At 62.7% G+C, this 20,322-nt stretch carries 15 protein-coding genes; 11 read left to right on the top strand and 4 right to left on the bottom strand.

Translation table 11 applies throughout. The annotated features are described in order from the left end of the window. Window positions 1-1,011 precede the first annotated feature (1,011 nt). A complete protein-coding gene (locus B7X90_RS03450) occupies window positions 1,012-2,526 on the bottom strand; it encodes a fumarate hydratase (protein WP_292621705.1) in 1,515 nt (504 codons plus the stop codon). A gap of 176 nt (window positions 2,527-2,702) precedes the next feature. On the opposite strand from B7X90_RS03450, the gene B7X90_RS03445 reads away from it, so the two are divergent. From B7X90_RS03445 to B7X90_RS03425, 5 genes are read left to right on the top strand one after another with little or no spacing between them, the layout of a single operon-like run. After that, a complete protein-coding gene (locus tag B7X90_RS03445) occupies window positions 2,703-3,296 on the top strand; it encodes a protein-L-isoaspartate O-methyltransferase (protein ID WP_292621692.1) in 594 nt (197 codons plus the stop codon). 5 nt (window positions 3,297-3,301) lie between these two features. After that, window positions 3,302-4,756 carry a TolC family outer membrane protein gene (locus B7X90_RS03440; protein WP_292621689.1) on the top strand — a complete coding sequence of 485 codons (1,455 nt, stop codon included), beginning with the start codon at window positions 3,302-3,304 and terminating at the stop codon, window positions 4,754-4,756. Window positions 4,757-4,799: 43 nt separating this feature from the next. Further along, window positions 4,800-5,216, top strand: a complete 417-nt coding sequence (locus tag B7X90_RS03435; protein ID WP_292621687.1) for a DUF2497 domain-containing protein — start codon at window positions 4,800-4,802, stop codon at window positions 5,214-5,216. Between the two features lie 44 nt (window positions 5,217-5,260). Next, a complete protein-coding gene (locus B7X90_RS03430; RefSeq protein WP_292621683.1) occupies window positions 5,261-7,360 on the top strand; it encodes a S9 family peptidase in 2,100 nt (699 codons plus the stop codon). Further along, entirely contained in the window at window positions 7,357-7,737 is a 381-nt protein-coding gene (locus B7X90_RS03425; protein ID WP_292621681.1) for a (2Fe-2S) ferredoxin domain-containing protein, read from the top strand. The genes B7X90_RS03430 and B7X90_RS03425 overlap by 4 nt, the downstream gene beginning before the upstream one ends. 4 nt (window positions 7,738-7,741) lie before the next feature. Here B7X90_RS03425 and B7X90_RS03420 read toward each other — a convergent pair whose 3' ends face one another. Together B7X90_RS03420 and B7X90_RS03415 are read right to left on the bottom strand one after the other, a co-directional pair. Continuing rightward, window positions 7,742-8,383: a GntR family transcriptional regulator gene (locus B7X90_RS03420; protein WP_292621680.1), complete on the bottom strand. Its 642-nt coding sequence runs from the start codon at window positions 8,381-8,383 to the stop codon at window positions 7,742-7,744. 57 nt (window positions 8,384-8,440) lie between these two features. Continuing rightward, a complete protein-coding gene (locus B7X90_RS03415) occupies window positions 8,441-10,969 on the bottom strand; it encodes a TonB-dependent receptor (protein WP_292621678.1) in 2,529 nt (842 codons plus the stop codon). A 255-nt stretch (window positions 10,970-11,224) separates the two neighbouring features. Here B7X90_RS03415 and B7X90_RS03410 point away from each other — a divergent pair, with 255 nt between their 5' ends. Genes B7X90_RS03410 through B7X90_RS03395 form a run of 4 tightly spaced genes read left to right on the top strand, consistent with a single transcriptional unit; the run spans window position 11,225 to window position 17,309 of the window. Then, a complete protein-coding gene (locus B7X90_RS03410) occupies window positions 11,225-12,142 on the top strand; it encodes a hydroxymethylglutaryl-CoA lyase (protein WP_292621676.1) in 918 nt (305 codons plus the stop codon). Window positions 12,143-12,146: 4 nt separating this feature from the next. After that, window positions 12,147-14,195 (top strand): hydantoinase/oxoprolinase family protein, encoded by a 2,049-nt coding sequence (locus B7X90_RS03405; protein ID WP_292621675.1) that lies wholly within the window; start codon window positions 12,147-12,149, stop codon window positions 14,193-14,195. Window positions 14,196-14,208: 13 nt separating this feature from the next. Next, on the top strand, window positions 14,209-16,095 hold the full coding sequence (locus B7X90_RS03400) for a hydantoinase B/oxoprolinase family protein (RefSeq protein ID WP_292621673.1): 1,887 nt from the start codon (window positions 14,209-14,211) through the stop codon (window positions 16,093-16,095). A 5-nt stretch (window positions 16,096-16,100) separates the two neighbouring features. After that, complete coding sequence (locus B7X90_RS03395; protein ID WP_292621672.1) at window positions 16,101-17,309, top strand: CoA transferase; 1,209 nt, start codon at window positions 16,101-16,103, stop codon at window positions 17,307-17,309. A 12-nt stretch (window positions 17,310-17,321) separates the two neighbouring features. Here the strand turns inward: B7X90_RS03395 and purD are convergent, their stop codons facing one another. Next, window positions 17,322-18,608 carry a phosphoribosylamine--glycine ligase gene (gene purD / locus B7X90_RS03390; RefSeq protein WP_292621670.1) on the bottom strand — a complete coding sequence of 429 codons (1,287 nt, stop codon included), beginning with the start codon at window positions 18,606-18,608 and terminating at the stop codon, window positions 17,322-17,324. Here purD and xseA point away from each other — a divergent pair. Together xseA and B7X90_RS03380 are read left to right on the top strand one after the other, a co-directional pair. Then, window positions 18,607-20,085, top strand: a complete 1,479-nt coding sequence (gene xseA, locus B7X90_RS03385; RefSeq protein WP_292621667.1) for an exodeoxyribonuclease VII large subunit — start codon at window positions 18,607-18,609, stop codon at window positions 20,083-20,085. The two genes, purD and xseA, sit on opposite strands and share 2 nt — an antisense overlap. A 26-nt stretch (window positions 20,086-20,111) precedes the next feature. Further along, window positions 20,112-20,312, top strand: a complete 201-nt coding sequence (locus B7X90_RS03380; RefSeq protein WP_292621666.1) for a DUF2093 domain-containing protein — start codon at window positions 20,112-20,114, stop codon at window positions 20,310-20,312. Window positions 20,313-20,322 lie beyond the last annotated feature (10 nt).

Here is a 20,322-nt window from a genome sequence, read left to right as displayed (position 1 = left end):
TCGGCATGACGGAGGGCGATCTGCGCATCGCGGCGCGCGGTATCGCGTGTGGCTGCGGCATTGGGTGTGGCTGGCGGCGCGGGAGACGCTGCACTCGCGGCAGGCTGTGGTGGTTCGGGCGGGGCTGGCGGCGGAGTTAGCACGCCTGAGATTTCGCCATCGCCGTCAACGCGATAGATCTTGCCACCAGTGCGCAATTCGGAACGGCCATCTGCATATTGGCGGATAACCATACCTGGTTGGGTGATCACCGTGCTGCCATCGGCATTCCGCACGATCCCGGCGATGCGCAGCGCCACCTCGGCGCGATCTTCGGCAAACTGTTCAATCTCGGCAAGGTCGTCCTCGTCCAGCAGTGGATCGGAGGCGGGCGTTGCTTTGTGCGAGGGTGCAGGTGCGGGTTCGCGCTGGGTGCGAGGCGCTGGGGGAGCGGGCGGAGGTTCAGGAGGAACAATGCCTTCGTCGAGCACATCAACCAGCACGTTGCCAGCCATGTCGCGCCGGATGTTTACCGATGGCACCTTGCTGCCGTCAGCCGCGGTGTTTTCGTCAGAAGGTGATGCGCGATCGCTGTCCTGATCATGCGCCAGATTTTCGAGCATACGCTTTTCAACCGGCGCAAAGGCCCACTGGTTGACGGCGGCCAGGGCGAGCGCGGCAGGCAGCATGATCACCAGTGCCGCACCTCCGCGCACCACCAGCGACCGTCCATCGAAGCGCCGCAGCAGCGGCCAGCAGGCAACCGTGACGATGATGCCTGCCAGCGTGACCAATCCACGCCGCCACAACAGATCGGTGAAATCGCCCAGTTCCACCACCAGCCCACGCACGGTGATGAGCACGAAATAGCACAGCCACAGCGCGGCAGCCGACAGGATGACCTGCCTGGCCGGTACATGCGGCACTCCCGGATCGATTTGTGACGGCGTCATTGGAAGAACCCTAAACGCCAACCGCCCGACACACCAGAACGGTGGTCGGGCGGCATAGGCTGTTCATCGAAGCGAAAGGTTATGCAGGCAGCAACCCTTCGTCCGCAATCTTCTTCTTCCACACCAATGGCGCAGACTTGTGGACGTTTTCGCCGTCGCTATCGACTGCCACTGTCACGGGCATGTCCTCGACGGTGAATTCGTAGATCGCTTCCATGCCAAGGTCTTCGAAGCCCACGACCTTCGATTCCTTGATCGCGCGGGCGACGAGGTAGGCCGCGCCGCCGACCGCCATCAGATAGGCGCTCTTGTGATTGGCGATGCTCTGCGTGGCTGCGGGGCCACGCTCTGCCTTGCCGACGCTGGCCAGCAGGCCGAGGTCGAGCATCAGGTCGGAGAAGCTGTCCATGCGGGTGGCGGTGGTGGGGCCTGCCGGGCCGACCACTTCTTCGCGCACCGGATCGACCGGGCCGACATAGTAGATCACGCGGCCCTTGAAATCGACCGGCAGTTGCTCGCCCTTGGCCAGCATGTCCTTGATGCGCTTGTGCGCGGCATCGCGGCCGGTGAGCATCTTGCCGTTGAGCAGCAGACGGTCGCCCGCTTTCCAGCCCTGCACGTCTGCCTGTGTCAGCGTGTCGAGATTGACGCGCTTGGCCGCCGAATCGGGCGCCCAGTGGACCTGCGGCCATTCATCGAGCTTGGGCCGTTCGAGATAGCTCGGCCCGGACCCGTCGAGGCTGAAGTGTGCGTGGCGCGTGGCGGCGCAGTTGGGGATCATTGCCACCGGCTTGCCCGCAGCGTGGCAGGGGGCGTCCATGATCTTTACGTCGAGGATGGTCGAAAGGCCGCCAAGGCCCTGTGCACCGATGCCGAGCGCATTGACCTTGTCGAAGATTTCGATGCGCAGCTTTTCGATGTCGGTCTGCGGGCCGCGCAGCTTGAGCTGGGCCATGTCGATCGGCTCCATCAGCGCTTTCTTGGCTAGCAAAACGCAATGTTCCGCTGTGCCGCCGATGCCGATGCCGAGCATCCCCGGCGGGCACCAGCCCGCGCCCATCTGCGGCAGCATTTCGATCACCCAGTCGGCAATCGAATCGCTTGGGTTCATCATCTTGAACTTCGACTTGTTCTCGCTGCCGCCGCCCTTGGCCGCGACATCGACAACAACCTTGCTGCCCTTGACCATTTCCACGTGGAGCACGCATGGCGTGTTGTCGCGCGTGTTGCGGCGGGTGAAGGCGGGATCGGCCAGTACCGAGGCGCGCAGCTTGTTATCCGGGTTCAGATAGGCGCGGCGCACGCCTTCATCGACCACGTCCTGAAGCGAGAGGTCGCTGTCGAGGCGGCAATCCTGCCCCCACTTGATGAAAACGTTGACGATGCCGGTGTCCTGACAGATCGGACGGTGGCCTTCGGCGCACATGCGGCTGTTGGTGAGGATCTGCGCGATGGCGTCCTTTGCCGCGGGGCCTTGTTCAGCCTCATAGGCGTCACCCAGCGCGCGAATGTAGTCCATCGGGTGGAAATAGCTGATGTATTGCAGCGCATCGGCAACGCTATCGATCAGGTCTGTTTCCTTGATCGTCACCATTTCGGCCATTCGGAAATCCCTCCAATGCCTGAGAAACTGCGAACGCCCCTTACGCGTCGACAATCGACATGCAAATCCCTTGGAAACAGCAGATCGATAATCTACAGGCACTTGCCAGAGATCAATTGCGGGAAACGATGCCTTGATCGGCTCCCGTCTGAAACATGAGGGTTGCGATGACCGTGGTTGAAGACCGCCCGGCTGTGGATGAAATGCAGGTTGCGCGCCGTGCAATGATCGATAGCCAGCTGCGTGTCAGCGGCGTCAATGCACCCGGCATTCTGGCTGCGTTCAACAGCGTGCGGCGCGAGGATTTTGTGCCCGCTGACCGCCGCGCGGTGTCCTACATGGATCGGGCCGTGCCGCTGGGTGAAGGCAAGTTCCTCTCACCGGCGCTGACGTATGGCCAGATGCTTGAAGCTGCTGGCACCACGTCGGTTGACAGCGTGCTGGTCGTGTCACCCAACGGGTATCTTGCGGCGCTGGCGGGGAAGCTGGCGGGCAACGTGACCCGCGCGGATGCGCTTGGCACGGCGCAGGGTGGGCCGTATTCGCTGATCCTGATTGACGGCGCAGCCGAAGTGCTGCCTGAAGCGCTGGCCACGCTGCTTGCCGATGATGGTCGCGTTGTCACCGGGATTGTGGATCGCGGCGTGACCCGCCTTGCCATTGCGCGCAAGGTTCTGGCCAAAGTCATTGCCACCCCGCTTGGCGATGCCGATTTTGCGGTGCTGCCCGAATTTGCTGCACCGAAATCGTGGAGCTTCTGAGCCTTATGGCAAAATACAAGGCGCTGAGCTTGCTGCTGGCGACCAGCGCCGCCGCTCTGCTGGCAACACCCGCGCTCGCCGATGATCTGCGTCAAGCGCTGACCAGTGCCTACAACACCAACCCGACGCTGCAAGCTGCCCGCGCCACTCAGCGCGCGACCGATGAAGGCGTGCCGATTGCCCGGGCGCGCGCGCTGCCGAGCTTGTCTGGCCAAGGCAGCTACAACCGCACACTCAAGGCTAACCCCAACTCGTTCCTGATCACCGACTGGTCCACCAGTGTTGATCTAAGCCTGCAGGTCCCGATTTATTCTGGCGGATCGGTCAAGAATTCGATCCGCGCTGCCAAGACTCGCGTCGAAGCGGGGCAAGAGGATCTGCGGGGCACCGAAGCGGGCGTGTTCAGCGAAGTGGTTGCGGCCTATATGGACGTCATCCGTGATGGCGCGATCGTCGGATTGAACCGCAACAATGTCGAAGTTCTCTCGGTGAACCTTTCGGCCACCACCGACAGGTTCGATATTGGCGATGTAACGCGCACAGACGTCGCCCAGTCCAATTCCCGCCTTGCTCTGGCCCGCAGCGATCTGCGCACGGCCGAGGCAAACCTGCAATCCAGCCGCGAGCGTTTCATCCAGGTGGTGGGCAATCCGCCGGTCGATCTCGCACCGCCGCCGCCGCTTCCCGGGCTGCCTGAAACGCCGGACGATGCAGTCGTTTTCGCGCTTGAGAACAATCCTGATCTCCTCGCTGCGCGCGAGCGCAGCAAAGCTGCGGCTTTCGACGTGAAAGTTGCGGAAGCCGCGAAGAAGCCGACCGTTTCGGTTTCGGCCAATGGCAGCCGTCAGGAATTCAAGGGCAGCTTTCTTGGCACCAACGAAGTGCTGCGAGAGGCCAATACCACCGCGCAAACCGGCGTGACGCTCTCGGTGCCGCTGTTTCAGGGCGGTGGTCCCGGCGCACAGACCCGACAGGCTCAAGCGCGCGAATCGGCAACGCTCGAACAGGAAGTTGGCGTAGAGCGCCAGGTCATTGCCGCGGTGCGTTCGTCGTTTGCCTCATGGCGCGCCGCGAACGAAATCATCGCGATGAACCAGACCGCAGTCGATGCTGCGGCGCTCAGTCTCGAAGGCGTGCGGGCTGAAAACAGCGTGGGCAACCGCACCATCCTGAACATCCTCGATGCCGAACAGGAGCTGTTGCGTGCGCAGGTGCAACTCGTTGCCGCGCGCCGCAATGCCTATGTTGCAGGCTTCAACCTGCTTTCGGCCATGGGCAAGGCGGATGCGGATGATCTTGGCCTTGATGGCGGAGCGCTCTACGATCCACAGGTCAATTACGAACGCGTAAGGGGGCGCATCTGGGATTGGGATCGCGACCCTGATCCGCAGGCAGTTTCGACGCGCACCGTTGACACGCCCGCGCAGGATGCGACAATCCCCCCGACGCCGCGTCCGTGATAGAGAATCGGTGTAACAGGGCTTGTTGGGGGTAAAGGGTTCGATGCGTCAGGCCGGTGAACCGTCCGTCGAGGAAATCCTCGAATCGATCAAGAAGGTGATCGCGCGTGATAATCGTGCCGAGGTGCAATCGCGCGCCCGTGCCGAACAACCCCGGCCCGCGCCCCGTGCGGAAATTCTCGAACTTACCGAGACCGACGAGGAAGACGACGCGGATGCCGGTGGACTGATCGCCGATGCCGCAGCAGCCTCCATGCGTGAATCGCTGGCTGCGCTTTCCATGCTGGCCCAGCCCGGCGTTGCGCCGCAGATCGTCCGTTCGGGCGAAACCTCGCTGGAAGGACTGGTGCGTGAAATGCTGAAGCCCTTGCTGGGCGAATGGCTGGACAAAAACCTGCCTGCCATGGTCGAAAAGATGGTTTCGGTCGAGATCGCGCGGATTGCCGGAAAACGCGGCTGATTTAGCGGTTTGCGCTGCACACATGTGGCGCTAATCCTGTTTCCATGAAAACCAACTCGTTGTTGTCGGCGGCTGCACTGGCCGTCGCATTCGCTGCACCTGCTGTTGCCCAGCAGGCCGCGCCGCTTTCTCCGCAAGATCTTGTCACGCTGAGCCGTCTTGGTGGCAGCGCGATTTCCTCCGATGGCAAGCTGGTCGCCTACGTGGTCACCACAACCGACCCGGTCAGCTACAAACGCACACCTGCGCTGTGGGCGCGCAGTGCCGATGGGAAGGACGCGCCGCGCCGCATCGATACCGGCGGCAGCGTGAGCGACCCGGCCTTTGGTCCTGACGGCGCGCTCTATTACTTGTCAGACCGCAAGGTGGGCGAGGCAGAGACGACGCAGGTGTGGAAAGTCGATCCTGCCAGCGGCGTGACCACGCAGGTTACCGCGTTCAAGACGGAAGTTGCCGGGTTCGAATTGTCGCCCAATGGCAAACGGATCGCGGTGTGGGGTGACATTGCGCGAACCTGCCCGACTTTCGGTTGCGAAAGCGACGGCAACACTGCGCAGCCCGGCCCCGGCACCGGGCGTCACTACAAGGACGGCGCGGGCTTCGTGCGGCACTGGGATGCGTGGGAAACGCCGGGCAATTACAGCCGCGTCTTTGCCTTCGATCTGGGCGCGGATGGCAAGGCAAGTGGTGAAGGCCAGGCGGCGGATGGGCCTGTCGGCACACTCACCGGTGACAGCCCGAACAAGCCTTTTGGCGGCGGTGAGGATGTGGCGTGGGCGGCAGATTCGCAGTCCCTGTTCTTCGTTGCACGGCAGGCTGACCGGAATGAGCCGACCTCGACCAATCTCGACATCTGGCATTCAAAGCTGGATGGCGGCGCGCCAACCAACCTGACCGAGGCCAACAAGGCCACAGACAACACACCTGCGCCATCGTCCGACGGCAAGTGGCTGGCCTATGCGGCGATGGCACGGCCCGGTTACGAGGCCGACCGGTTGGTGGTGAACCTGATCGACCTGAAAACCGGCGCGCGGCGCGAACTGACCGGCGCGTGGGATCGTTCCGTGGCATCGCTGACATGGACCCCTGATGGCAAGGCGCTGATCGCTACGGCGCAGGACGTGCTGGATAACCCCGCCTTCCGCATCGATCCGGCAAGCGGCAAGGTCACGCGGCTGGTGCTCAACCCGGGGCGGGAAGGGCACATCGGCGGGGTGGTGCCGCTGAACGATGGTCGGCTGCTCTATACCCGCGATTCGCTTGATGCCCCGGCGGAGCTTTTCGTGGGCAAACCGGGCAAGGCAGGTGTGCGCCTGACCGACGTTGCGACGACGGCCCTTTCAACACGTGCGCCGGTCGTCACGCAGCGCTTCAGCTTCAAGGGCGCAGACGGCGATGTGGTGTGGGGCCAGATCACCAAGCCGAGCTGGGTGAAGGGCAAGATGCCTTCGATCCTTTACGTCCATGGCGGGCCGCAGGGGTCTTATAACGACAGCTGGTCCAACCGCTGGAACCCGCGCGTCTGGGCAAGCCAAGGCTATGCCATAGTCTCGATCGATTTCCACGGATCGACCGGATACGGGCAGGCTTTTACCGATGCGATCAACCGCCAATGGGGCGGAAAGCCATTGGAAGATCTGCAGAAAGGCTTTGTCGCCGCCATCGCGCTCGACAGCCAGATCGATGGCGACAATGCCTGCGCCGCCGGGGCGTCCTATGGCGGCTACATGATGAACTGGATCGCGGGCGTCTGGCCCGACCGGTTCAAGTGCCTTGTCCAGCATGACGGCGTGTTCGATGCCCGCGCTATGGCCTATGAGACCGAAGAGCTGTGGTTCGACGAATGGGAACATGGCGGGCACCCCTATTACGAAGCGCCGCAAGAGTTCGAAAAGTGGAACCCGGTGAGCCATGTGGCCAAGTGGAAAACGCCAATGCTGGTGATCACCGGCGAGAAGGATTTCCGCATCCCTTACACGCAGGGACTTGCCGCGTTCACCGCGTTGCAGCGCCGGGGCATTCCGTCTGAACTGCTAGTCTTCCCAGATGAAAATCACTGGGTGCTGAAAGCGAAAAATTCGTTGCAGTGGCACCAGACCACCTTCAACTGGCTCGATCGCTGGCTCAAGAAGGACAGTAAGTGAGCTTTCCATCCGAAGAAATTCTGCAAGCCGAAGTCGCACTGGCAAAGCTGGGTGGTTTCAACCCGCAGCGCCATATCCTGCTCTGCGCCGGGCCGGACAAGGACAAGTGCGCCCCGCGCGAAGTGGGGGACGAGGCTTGGAATTATCTGAAGAAGCGCCTTGGCGAGTTGAAGCTGGGCGGGCCGCAGGGCGTGCTGCGCAACAAGGTGGGGTGCCTGCGCGTGTGTCTGGTCGGGCCGGTCGCGGTCGTTTATCCCGACAACGTATGGTATCATTCGTGCACTCCGCCAGTGCTGGAGCGCATCTTGCAGGAACACGTGATCGGTGGTGTTCCGGTCGAAGAATTCCGTCTGAAACCACCCGTCTTGGCGGGGTGAAGCTCTATCCCCGCATCGCGCGGTAAACGCTGGCGGCGCGGCGGATGTGCGTATTCGCCAAAGCGCGCGCCCAGTCTTCGTCGCGGGTTTCGAAAGCTCTGACCAGATCGCGGTGGTCGCGCTGGCTCTGCTCCATGTCAGCACGCGAATACTGTTCTGCCGTCCGGTGGACGACGATCTGACTGACCACGAACTTCATCAGTTGCGCCAGCCGTTCGGATTGCGCGGCAGCCAGGATAACCGCGTGAAAATGGCGGTTGCCTTCGACGAAGCCTGAAACGTCCGGCCCGTCCGCCTCGGCAATCGCGCGGTCGATGAAATCACAATGACCGCGCAATTCCGTAATCTGTTCGTCCGAGATCAGTCGCGCGGCGCGGCCGGCGCAGTGGCTTTCCAGCATGGCGCGCAGGCTGAACAGCTCCTCCTCGTCGTCATCGGACCAGACCGGCACGAACACGCGGTTTGTATCTGAACGCTGGAGCAGCATCTCGCTCACGAGTTCGGCAATCGCCTCGCGCACCGGCGTGCGGGAGAGGGCGCAGAACTGCGCGAATTCGTCCTCGGTGACGAACTGCCCGGCCGGGAAATGGCCCGACAGGATCCCGGCGCGAATCTTGCGGTAGGCTTCCTGAGAGGCTTTGGACACGGCTGCTCCTGTATCGATCTGGCGGCGGGCCGGTGAGCCCGCCTCCAGACCCCCTCATCAGAACGTGGCGCCCACTTCAACCCCGATCAGACGCCGCGCACCCGGCGTGATGAACGATCCGCCAAATTCGATCGCCGGAATGGCCTCGGAAATGTAGCGGCGATCCAACAGGTTTTCGGCAAACACGGCAATGCGATAGCGCTCCATGTTTATGCCTGCGCGCAGATTGAGCACGCCGAAGGCCTCGCGCTTGGCGACGTCATAGCGCGCATTGCCGACGAATCCGGGCGCCCCGAGGGCCGAGATCGGCAGCAGCGCCGAGAAGATCGTCGGCCGCTCCTGATCCTGCACCGAATGGAACCATGTTGGCCCGGTGATGCGATAATCGGCGCGGAACAGCAGTTTGGCGCTGTCCGTCAGTGGTGCGTTGATTTCCGAGCCGATGTTCAGCGTCCAGTCGGCGGTATAGGGCGATTTGTTGCCCACAGTGTAAGGGCGAGAGGCGTTTTTCTTGATCTCGCTGTCGGTCACGTTGAACGAGCCGAAGACCTTCCAGCCATCGACGATCTTGCCTGTTAGATTGATCTCGGCACCCTTGATGTCGACCTGATCGATGTTCGAAACTACGCGCAGCAGGCCAAAGCTGCCGACGAAGAATTCGAAGAACTGCATATCGGTGACGCGGGTGTAGTATCCGGCCAGATCAAATGTGATCCGCCCGTCCCACAATTGGCCTTTCACGCCGCCTTCGAACGCGCTCGACCGCTCCTTTCGGTAAAGGTCGTTGATCGTGACATCGGCATCGATCGTGCCCGGCGTCACGCCATCGTTGAAACTGGCATTGACCACGGCGGACGAGCCCTGGTTGTTGAAGCCGCCCGATTTGAAACCGATGCCCCAGTTGGCATAGATGTTCAGGTTCGGCGTTGGCCGGAAGCTGAGCGTGACTTTGGGCTGAAGCTGCTTGAACGTGGCGTTCTTTGCCACGAACGGACCGAAGGCCAGACCGGGGTTGATCGGCCCGCCGGTGAAAGGATCAAGCTCATTAGGCACGAGCGAATTGGCCGAGCGGTCCTCGATGTCATAGCGCAGCGCAAGGCCCGCGGTGAACTGCTCCGAAGGTTTCCATTCGGTCGCGCCGAACGCGGCATAGACATTGGTGCTGAACTTGTCGGCCAGCAGCAGTGAAGTGGGGTTCGCTGAATTCGGCGCATTGTAGAGCTGTTTGATTACGCCCTGCCCGGTGTCTGCGCCAAGGCTGACGCCAGTCTTGCGGTCGATGTGCAGGAAATAGGCGCCGAGTTGCCATGTCAGCGGGCCATCGGTGTTCGAAAGCAAACGCACTTCAGCGGAAACGTCTTCCTGCTGGCGCAATTGGTATTGCGTGCCGTCGCAGGTCGTGGGGCTGTAGGGTCCGAATGTGGAGCCGTTGGTCGGCGCGAAGATGAACGGAACCGGGATCTGACCGATGCCGCCCGGCGGGTTTACCGGGAAACCCGTCAGCGCCGCCGTGCTGGCAAAGCAGGCGTTCACCGAACTGGCGACTGCGGGGTCCGCTGCGCTGATGAAGCGGGCAAAGTCTGCCGAGGTGCCATCGGCGACAAGATCCTGATCGACATCTGAATAAAGCCCCCAGGCCACCACTTTCATGCCATTGCCGAATTCGTGGTCCAGCTTGATCGAGGCGTCGATGCTCTTCTGATCGTTGGTAGCGCGGATGTTGTTGTAGAAGTTGAACGGGTGCTTGTTCACGTCTTCATAGAACGCGCCGCCGAACAGCGGCAGGTGGAAGGCGGCGTTGAACGGCAGCGAAGCGCCCTTGAACTCTGCGTAACGCGCCTTCACGTCAAGTTGCGTGGCCGTGCCTTGGCCCAGCATGAACCGGCCATCAACGGCCCAGTTTTCCTTGTCATCGACCGTCTTGGAATTGTTCAGGAAGGTGTTGCGCCACCAGCCATCGGTGGTGAAATAGTAACCTGAAAGCACAAAGCCCGCGTTGTCGCCCAGCGGTCCCGCAATGTGCGCGGTCGCCTCGTATGTCGCCTCGTTGGCATAGGATGCGCGGAGGCCGCCGGTCAGTGTTTCGGTCGGCTTCATCGTTTGCAGGACAATGGCACCGGCTGCGGCATTGCGGCCATAGAGCGCGCCCTGCGGGCCTTTCAGGATTTCGACCTGCGTGAGCGTACCCTGCGGCTGGTTCAACTGCGCGGTGTTGGTCTTGAGGATGCCGTCAACGACCAGCGCCACCGAACTTTCGGCATCGCGCGCACCGTTGATCCCGCGAATGTTGATTTGGGTATCGCCCGCTTCGGCCGTGCCGGTAACAATGGTGACGCCGGGGGTAAGCTGGGTGAAATCCTCCGCCTTGACCGCGCCGGTGTTCTGCAGCGCGCTGGCGGTGAGGACCGAGACCGAGGCGGGCACGTCCTGTAACCGCTCGTTCTGGCGGCGGGCGGTGACGATGATGGCATCGCCAGTGTCTTCAGTTGCCGCAGTGTCTTGCGGCACCTCTTGCGCGATGGACGGTGTGGTCGCAGCCAGCAGGCCAAGTGCAGCGGTATTCAGCAGAAAACGATTGGCACGCATTCTCAAACCTCCCTTTTGGTTCGATCACGACCTGATATGGTTTCGCGCATGTCCGGGCTTTTGCCCCCTCTTGACGCACGCTTGTGACAAGGGCAGCTTATTGTATACAAAGTGCTGCGGTCAAGGTGCCAAGATTCATGCGCGTATGTGCAGGTTTCGGGCCTATCTGGGATGGACGCAGAATGAGTTTGCATACGAAGTGATGTGGAGAGCCATGATTTCTGATCACCCTTTCTGCTTGGCCGGGGCGCTGTCATGACTGCGCAATCGATCACTTTTCTCGAGGTCGGCCCGCGTGACGGGTTGCAGAACGAGAAGACCCTGATCTCGACGGCGGACAAGCTTGAGCTGGTTCGGCGCAGCATTGCGGCGGGCGCGCGGCGAATCGAAGTGACCAGCTTCGTCAATCCCAAACGCGTGCCGCAGATGGCCGATGCCGAGGAGGTTTGCGCCGGGCTGCCTGACGAGGTCGGGGTCAGCTACATCGGCCTCGTGCTTAATGAACGCGGAGCAGAGCGGGCGATTGCCACGAGGCGGCTCCATGAGCTGGGCGCGGTCTGCGTTTCGACCGATGGCTTCGCGATTGCCAATCAGGGCCAGACCAGTGACGAATCGGTTGTGGCGGCCAAGGCCATTGTCGGCATGGCGCAGGCCGCTGGCCTGAAAGGACAGGCGACGATCGGCGCAGCATTCGGTTGCCCGTTCGAGGGTGAAGTCAGCGAGGACCGTGTCGTTGCCATGGCCTGCGCACTGGCAGAAGCCAAGCCCATCGAGGTAGCGCTGGCTGACACCATCGGCGTGGCTGATCCGGCGAAAGTGTCACGGCTTGTCCGCCGCGTTGTTGAGGCGGTCGCTCCGACCCCGGTGCGCGTCCACTTTCACAACACGCGTGGGACCGGCATCGCTAATGTCTGGGCGGCGGTCGAAGCCGGCGCGAGTGTGGTGGATGCGGCGCTGGGCGGTCTTGGCGGCTGCCCCTTTGCGCCGGGCGCGGCGGGCAATGTGCCGAGTGAAGACGTGGTCTATATGCTCCACCGCGCTGGCGTTCAGACCGGTATGGACCTGTCCGCACTGATCGAGGCCAACCATTGGCTCGCAGGGGTCATGGGCCGAAAACTTCCCGGAATGGTGGCGCAGGCGCCTGCCTTCCCGAAACCTGTTCAGGAGAACTGAGAGCATGGGTTATCGCCTTGGCGTGGACGTGGGCGGCACGTTTACCGACCTCCTGCTGTTCGACACGGCATCAAGCGCGTTCTGGCGGCACAAGACGCCATCGACGCCGCATGACAGCTCCGAGGGCATCCTCAACGGGGTCACTGCGATCTGCGCGGCGGCGGGGATTACGCCCGGCGATGTGGACTTCTTCCTCCACGGCACCACCGTTGCGACCAACGCTGTGCTGGAAGGCAAGGGCGCGCGAGTTGGTCTTGTTGCCACCGAGGGTTACCGGCATGTCATGCAGATCGCGCGCAGCTTCGTGCCGGGCGGGCTGGCGGGCTGGATCGTCTGGCCCAAGCCGCAGCCGCTCGCCGCGTTGGAAGATACGGTTACGATCAAGGGCCGCATGAGCGCCGAGGGCGAGGAAATCCGCCCCATCGACGATGCCGATATCCGCGCGCAGCTTTCAGTCCTGAAGGCCAATGGCGTGGAGGCGATCACCGTCAGCCTGATCAATGCCTATACCAACGGCGCGCATGAGTCCCGCGTGGGCGAACTCGCCGCCGAAATCCTGCCGGGCCTGCCTGTCTCGCTCAGCCACGAAGTCCTGCCCGAAATGCAGGAGTACGAGCGCACGCTGACCACCGTGGCCAACGCCGCCGTGCGCCCGATCGTCAGCAAGTATGTTTCGAACTTGCGCTCGCGCCTTGCCGATGCGGGGATGGAGGGCAAGCTCTCGCTACTGCGGTCCGACGGCGGATTGATGAGCGCGCAGAAGGCCGAGGAGCATCCGGTCAATATCCTTATGTCCGGGCCTGCGGGCGGCGTTACCGGCGCGATCTGGGTCGGGCGCAATGCCGGGATCAGGAACATCCTCACGCTCGATGTCGGCGGCACAAGCACCGACGTCGCGCTGATCGAGAACCTGGAAGCGCGTCGCCAGCGCACCACCGAAGTGGGCCATCTCTCCGTCCGCGCGTCTGCTCTGGATGTGAAGACGGTAGGCGCTGGGGGCGGCTCCATCGCCTATGTACCTGAATTGACCGGCGCATTACGCGTCGGCCCGCAGAGCGCGGGTGCGGTGCCGGGGCCGGTGGCCTATGGCAAAGGTGGCACGCTGCCCACGGTGACGGACGCCAACGTGGTGCTCGGCTACTTGCCCGAGAACCTGCTTGGCGGCACGTTCAACCTTGACCGAGAGGGCGCAAAGAAGGCGGTGCAGACCATTGCCGATGCACTCGGCATCGATCTGATGGCCGCCGCGCGCGGGATCATCGATATCGTCAACGAGAACATGTTCGGCGCGCTGCGCATGATTTCGGTGCAGCAGGGCTACGATCCGCGAGACTTTGCGCTGATGGGCTTTGGTGGAGCGGGGCCGCTCCACGTGAACGCGGTGGCCCGCCTTATGGGATCATGGCCTGCAATCTCGCCGGTCAGCCCCGGCGTGCTCTGCGCGCTGGGCGATGCCACCACGCGGATGCGCACCGAAACCGCACGTTCGTTCAGCCGCCTTGCCAGCCAGACCGAAGCGGTCGACCTCATCGCGATCCTCGACGAAATGGCCGCGCAGACCCGCGCCGAACTTGTCGCCGATGGCGTGCCTGAGGACGAGATCACCAGCGCGTTCGAAGTCGATGTCCGCTATGCAGGACAGGCCTTCGAAGTGCCGCTGACGATCACCGCCGATGTGCTCACCAGCGATGGCATCGCGGGAATCCTCGCGCGCTTCGATGCCGAACACAAACGCCTGTTCACCTTCAACATGGACACCCCGCACGAGATCGTGAACCTGCGCGCCGTCGCCATGGGCCGCGCACTCGATTTGCCCGCAGCGGAACTGGAGAAGGGCGATGGCAATCCCATCGCTGCCAAGATGCGCGATCACGTGCTGTGGATGGATGGGCGCGAACAGCCCGCCGTGATCTACGATCGCGCCAAGCTGCGGGCCGGAGATGTGATCCCCGGCCCGGCCATCGTCTGTGAAATGGATTCGACAACGCTGATCGAATCCGGCTGCACCGGCACGGTCGACGCTGTCGGTAACATCCTGATTCATCTGGCCTGAGGGAGCATCAGCCATGCCTGCAACCATCATCCAGACCAACGAAACGCCCTTCAACCGCATCCCCATCGACCCCGTCACACTCGACATTATCGAGAACGCGCTGCGCAACGCGCGCATCGAGATGGACGCCACGCTGGTGCGCACCGCGATGTCGCCCGGCATCCGCGAGCAGGGCGATGCTTTCCCGCTGATTGCCGATCACACCGGCAAGATGATCGTCGGCCAGTTCGGCAGCTTCATCGGCGGCTTCCTCGATAACTATGCAGGCACGCTCGAAGACGGCGACATGATCTTCCTGTCCGATCCCTATTCGGTCGGCGGCGCGGTCAGCCATTCGAACGACTGGCTGGTCCTGCTGCCGGTGTTCAAGGACGGACGCCTGATCGCCTATACGTCGATGTTCGGCCACCAGTCCGACATCGGGGGCAAGGTCGTCGGCTCCATGCCGATCAACGCGCGCTCAATTTTCGAAGAGGGCGTGCGCATCCCGCCGGTGAAGATCTGGAGGAAGGGCGAATACAACGAAGACCTGATCCGCCTCGTCATGCACCAGACCCGCAAGCCTGACTGGTGCGCGGCAGACCTTAACGCTCTGATCGCCGCCTGCCGCGTGGCAGCGCGTCGCGTGGTGGAAATGGCCGAGCGGTTCGGCGATGACGTCTATGTCTCGGCCACGCAGGAACTGCTGGCGCGCAACCATCGCGCAATGAAGGCGCTGATCGGCATGGCCATCGCGGAAGAGCCGGTCAGCTTCGAAGACTACATTTGCGATGATGGCATGGGCTTTGGCCCCTACAAGATCAAATGCACGATGTGGCGAGAGGACGGCCGCGTTGTGCTTGATTTCACGGGCACCGATCCGCAATCGGTCGCCTCGATCAATTTCCTGCTGAACGAGAACATGTTCAAGATGTTCTTTGGCATCTACATGATCATGGTGTTTGATCCGCAGATCCTGTTCAACGACGGGTTCTACGATCTGATCGATGTGCGCATCCCAGAAGGATCGCTGCTCAAGCCCAAATTCCCTGCCGCGCTTTCAGGCCGCACCCACGCGCTTGGCCGTATCTTTGACATTCTGGGGGGACTGCTCGGCCAGAAGACGCCCGAATTCCTCAACGCTGCCGGGTTCTCTTCAAGCCCGCACCTGTTCTATTCGGGCGATGATGAGCGCGCGGGCAAGAATGCCGAATGGTTTCAACTGTTCCAGATCGGCTTCGGCGGCATTCCGGGCCGCCCGATGGGCGATGGGCCGGACGGCCATTCGCTCTGGCCGGGCTTTACCAACGTGCCCAACGAATTCCTTGAGCGCTACTTCCCGATGGTGATCGAACGCTACGAGTGCGAGCCGGATTCGGGCGGCGCGGGCCTCCATCGCGGCGGCAACGGCATCCGCATGACCTACCGGTTCCTGTCCAAAGGCACCATCGCGATCCACGATGACCGCTGGTTCGTGCCGCCATGGGGCGTCAATGGTGGCGAGCCGGGCGCACGCGCGCGCAAGATTCTCGAAAAGGCTGATGGCTCGCAGATCATCGTCGGCAACAAGGTCGAAGACGTAGACGTGGAAGCTGGCGACATGCTGCACTTCATCACATGGGGCGGCGGCGGTTGGGGCGATGCTCTGGCGCGTGATCCCGCTCTCGTTGGTCTCGAAATCCGGCAGGGCTTGGTCACCGTTGAAGGCGCAAAGGCTTATGGCGTGGTCGCAGATGATAATGGCGTGATTGATGTAGAGGCAACCGAGGCTTTGCGCGCCGAACTTCGCAGCAGCCGTGGTGAACTTCCGCTTTTCAACTACGGGCCGGGGATCGAAGCTTTGCGCGCCAATTGTGAGGCGGAAACTGGCCTCCCTGCGCCGATCCAACCTGAATGGCCGCTTCTGGAAGCGGCGGAGTAATTACAATGACTGCCCACAATTCCGGCAATAACCCCGGCGCTTTGCGCAACATCCGCGTTGTCGAACTCGGCCAGCTTCTCGCAGGTCCGTTCTGCGGCCAGTTGCTGGGCGATATGGGTGCCGATGTGATCAAGGTGGAGCCGCCGGTAACCGGTGACCCCATGCGCGAATGGGGCCAGGGCGCGGAAAAGGTGCAGTGGGAAGTGATCGCGCGCAACAAGCGCTCAGTCAGCGCCAACTTGCGCGTGGCCGAGGGGCAGGCACTTGTGCGCAAGCTGATCTCCCAAGCAGATGTGCTGATCGAGAACTTCAAGCCCGGCACGATGGAGAAATGGGGCCTTGGCCCAGACGTTCTGCTGGCAGAACAGCCGGGCCTGATCATCGCGCGCATGTCGGGCTATGGCCAGACCGGCCCTTATTCGGATCGCGCAGGGTTCGGCGGCATTGGCGAAGCGATGGGCGGCTGGCGCTATATCGTGGGCGAGCCCGACCGCGCGCCAAGTCGCATGGGCATTTCCATCGGCGACACGCTGACCGCCACATACGGCTGCATGGGCGTTCTGGCGGCGCTGCACGAGCGCGCGCAGACCGGGCGCGGGCAGGTGGTCGATGCCGCCCTGTATGAATCCGTGCTGCAGGTGATGGAAGGTCTTGTGCCCGAATATGACCGGAGCGGGTATATCCGCGAACGCTCCGGTTCTGTGCTGAAGGGCATTGCCCCGTCCAACGTCTATTCCTGCAAGGACGGCGAATTCATGATCGGCGCGAACAAGGATTCGCTGTGGAAGCGACTTGCCACAGCGATGGGTCGCCCCGAACTGGGGGATGATCCGCGTTATGCCACCCACCTTGCCCGTGGCGAGAATCAGGACGAACTGGATACCCTGATCAACGCGTGGACGCGCACCCTTACCATTGAGGAGGTGGATGCGCTGATGATCGAGCATTCGATCCCCGCAGGCCGCGTCTATCGCGCGCCCGACATGTTGGCCGATCCACATTTTCAGGCGCGCGAGGCGATCATCGAGGTGGAGACCGAACGCTTCGGCCCGCTCAAGATGCAGTCGAGCTTCCCTAAACTGTCGGCCACACCCGGCTCGGTGCGTCGGCCTGCGCCTTCGAAGGTAGGCCAGCACAATGCCGAGATCTATGGCGAATTGCTCGGGCTGAGCGAGGCAGAACTGGCTGCGATGGCAGCCAACGGAGTGATCTGAGGCAGGAGGGCGTCAGCCCTCTGCCTCTTCCCGTTCAATCTCGCGCCAGCCTATGTCACGGCGGCAGAAGCCTTCGGGGAAGCTGATGGTATCGACCGCTGCATAAGCTGCATTGCGCGCAGCTTTCACGCTTTGCCCCTTGGCCGTCACGTTCAGTACGCGCCCGCCATTGGCCGAAAGGACTCCGTCGGCTGAAAGCGCAGTACCCGCGTGGAACACCTTTGCCCCGCCCGCTTCCGCTGCTGGAATATGATCGATCCTGCCGCCCTTCTTCGGCGTGCCCGGATAGCCCTGCGCTGCCATCACCACAGTCATCGCCACATCGGACGAAAAGCGCGGAGGCTGGATGCTGGAAAGCTTGTTGTCGGCACAGGCCAGCAGCAGTTCAACGAGATCGGTCTCAAGCCGCATCATCAACACCTGGCATTCGGGGTCCCCGAAGCGTGCGTTGTATTCGATCAGCTTTGGACCCTGCTCGGTCAGCATCAATCCGGCATAGAGCACGCCGGAATAGGGCGTTCCCTCGTCCGCCATGGCCTTCACAGTGGGTGCCACGATCTGCGCAATCGCCAGCGCTTCCAGTTCGGGGGTCAGCACGCGGGCCGGGCTGTAGGCGCCCATGCCGCCGGTATTGGGGCCCGTATCGCCATCGCCCACGCGCTTGTGATCCTGCGCTGAGCCAAACGATACGATCGTTGCGCCATCGGTCAGGGCGAAGAAACTCGCCTCCTCGCCGGTCAGGAATTCCTCGATCACCACTTCGGCGCCCGCAGACCCGAATGCGCCGTCGAACATGTCGTCCACGGCGGCTTCGGCTTCGGCCATGGTCATGGCCACCACCACGCCCTTGCCCGCTGCCAGTCCATCGGCCTTGATCACCACCGGTGCGCCAAAATCGGCCAAGGCGGCGCGTGCCTCGTCCAGCGATCTGGCGCGGACGTAGCCTGCAGTTGGAATATCAGCCCGCGCACACAGATCCTTGGTAAAGCCCTTAGACCCTTCCAGCTGCGCCGCTGCGCGGCTTGGTCCGAACACCGAAAAGCCTGCTCCGCGCAGCGAATCCGTCAGCCCATCCACCAGTGGTGCTTCCGGGCCGACCACAATCAGGCCAATGCGATTTGTTTCACAAAAGGTCACCACCGCCGCATGATCGGTCACGTCCAAGACAACGATCTGTGCATGATCGGCGATGCCGGGGTTGCCGGGTGCAGCATAGAGCTTGTCCAGCAGCGGCGATTGCGCCAGTTTCCAGCTGAGGGCATGTTCGCGCCCACCCGATCCCAGCAGCAGGATATTCATGGCATTCCCTTCCGCGCCCTATGATGACGACGATACAAGTGGCTCGGGCGGGCTACTAGCGAGGGAATCGGCTGGCGACAACGCTCCGGCGCTTTCCATCTCCGAGATTTCGGCGTTGCTGAAGCGCACGGTTGAAGATCGTTTCGGCTTCGTGCGCGTGCGGGGCGAGCTTTCGGGCGTTAAACGCGCCGCCTCTGGCCATCTCTACGTGAGCCTGAAGGACGAGAGTGCGCGGCTTGATGGCGTGATGTGGCGCGGCAATGTGCAGCGCCTGAACTTCCGCCCTGAAGACGGCGTGGAAGTGATCGCCACCGGCAAGCTGACAACCTATCCCGGTCGTTCGAACTACCAGATCGTCATCGACCGCATGGAGATTGCGGGCGAAGGCGCGCTGCTGGCGCTGCTGGCAAAGCTCAAGGCGCGGCTTGAGGCCGAAGGTCTGTTTGATCCAGCGCGCAAAAAGGCGCTGCCATTCCTGCCGCGCGTTATCGGCGTAGTCACATCGCCCACCGGCGCAGTCATTCGCGACATTCTCCACCGCCTGTCGGACCGTTTTCCCACGCGGGTCGTCGTCTGGCCGGTGCTGGTACAGGGGCAGGGCGCAGGTGCGCAAGTGGCCAATGCCGTGCGTGGCTTTTCGGCCTTGCCAGAGGGGGGCTCCATCCCGCGCCCTGATCTGGTCATCGTTGCGCGCGGTGGCGGCTCCATCGAAGACTTGTGGTGCTTCAATGAAGAGGAAGTCGTCCGCGCCGTGGCGGATTGCACCATCCCGATCATCAGCGCCGTGGGGCATGAGACGGACACAACGCTGAGCGATTTCGCGGCTGATTTGCGCGCACCCACGCCCACTGCTGCTGCCGAACTGGCGGTGCCGGTGCAAGCCGAACTTGCGGCCTTCGTTGCCGATCTAAATGCCCGGCAGCGTCGCGCCCTTGCCCGCCAGCTTGCTCAGGCCAAGGAGCGCCTTGAGGCCCGCAGCCAGCGGCTGCCTCAGCCGCAGACCTTGCTGCAAGGTCAGGCCCAGCGCGTCGACGATCTGGCCGAGCGTTTGCGTCGCGCGCTGCTGCACCGCACCGAAATTGCCGGATCATTGCTGGCCCGCCATGCCGGAGCGCTGAGGCCCTCACTGCTCACCGCGCGAGTGGATCGCGAGGCCGAACGGCTCGCCGCTCGCCGGTTGCGTCCCGAAGTTTTGCTCCAGCGCATCGAACATGCGCGTGCAAAGGTGATGGCGTTGGACCGCTTGCGCCTGTCGTTGGACCCGGAAGCCCCGCTCAAGCGCGGCTATGTGCTTGTCACCGACGCTGACGGTCAACTGGTCAAGGACCGCGCGACTGCCGCCAATCGGCCTAGCCTGACGCTGAAATTCGCAGACGGCACGCTTGATGTCAGCACTGGTGGAACGGCCCCCACACCTCGCCCAGCACCCAAACCGCGTCCGCCTGCGCCGCGCGCCGGACAGCAGGAATTGTTCTAAGCGCGCAGAGCCGCTACATTGTGCTCATGTTGATGTCCCAATCCGGTCGCCTTGCGCGCCTTCACTACCTCCCCGGCAGCTTCCGCCAGCTTTCGGGCGGTGATCACGTTCTGTGCGCGGTGAGCGGCGCACAGATCCCGCTCGACGCCTTGCGTTACTGGTGCGCGCAGCGGCAGGAGGCTTATGCCACGGCTGAAATCTCGACGAAGCGCCACCTTGAGGGGTAAACCGCAGGAT

Source organism: Novosphingobium sp. 17-62-19, assembly GCF_002256775.1.
Classification (GTDB): Bacteria; Pseudomonadota; Alphaproteobacteria; order Sphingomonadales; family Sphingomonadaceae; genus Novosphingobium.
Note: the sequence above shows the minus strand (reverse complement) of the source record. Positions and strands in the feature narration are given on the sequence as shown.

Coding starts and splice junctions, on each gene's coding strand:
- B7X90_RS03450 (WP_292621705.1), bottom strand. CDS start 2,526: ATGGTGACGATCAAGGAAACAGACCTGATCGATAGCGTTGCCGATGCG.
- B7X90_RS03445 (WP_292621692.1), top strand. CDS start 2,703: ATGACCGTGGTTGAAGACCGCCCGGCTGTGGATGAAATGCAGGTTGCG.
- B7X90_RS03440 (WP_292621689.1), top strand. CDS start 3,302: ATGGCAAAATACAAGGCGCTGAGCTTGCTGCTGGCGACCAGCGCCGCC.
- B7X90_RS03435 (WP_292621687.1), top strand. CDS start 4,800: ATGCGTCAGGCCGGTGAACCGTCCGTCGAGGAAATCCTCGAATCGATC.
- B7X90_RS03430 (WP_292621683.1), top strand. CDS start 5,261: ATGAAAACCAACTCGTTGTTGTCGGCGGCTGCACTGGCCGTCGCATTC.
- B7X90_RS03415 (WP_292621678.1), bottom strand. CDS start 10,969: ATGCGTGCCAATCGTTTTCTGCTGAATACCGCTGCACTTGGCCTGCTG.
- B7X90_RS03410 (WP_292621676.1), top strand. CDS start 11,225: ATGACTGCGCAATCGATCACTTTTCTCGAGGTCGGCCCGCGTGACGGG.
- B7X90_RS03405 (WP_292621675.1), top strand. CDS start 12,147: ATGGGTTATCGCCTTGGCGTGGACGTGGGCGGCACGTTTACCGACCTC.
- B7X90_RS03400 (WP_292621673.1), top strand. CDS start 14,209: ATGCCTGCAACCATCATCCAGACCAACGAAACGCCCTTCAACCGCATC.
- B7X90_RS03395 (WP_292621672.1), top strand. CDS start 16,101: ATGACTGCCCACAATTCCGGCAATAACCCCGGCGCTTTGCGCAACATC.
- xseA (WP_292621667.1), top strand. CDS start 18,607: ATGGCATTCCCTTCCGCGCCCTATGATGACGACGATACAAGTGGCTCG.
- purD (WP_292621670.1), bottom strand. CDS start 18,608: ATGAATATCCTGCTGCTGGGATCGGGTGGGCGCGAACATGCCCTCAGC.
- B7X90_RS03380 (WP_292621666.1), top strand. CDS start 20,112: ATGTTGATGTCCCAATCCGGTCGCCTTGCGCGCCTTCACTACCTCCCC.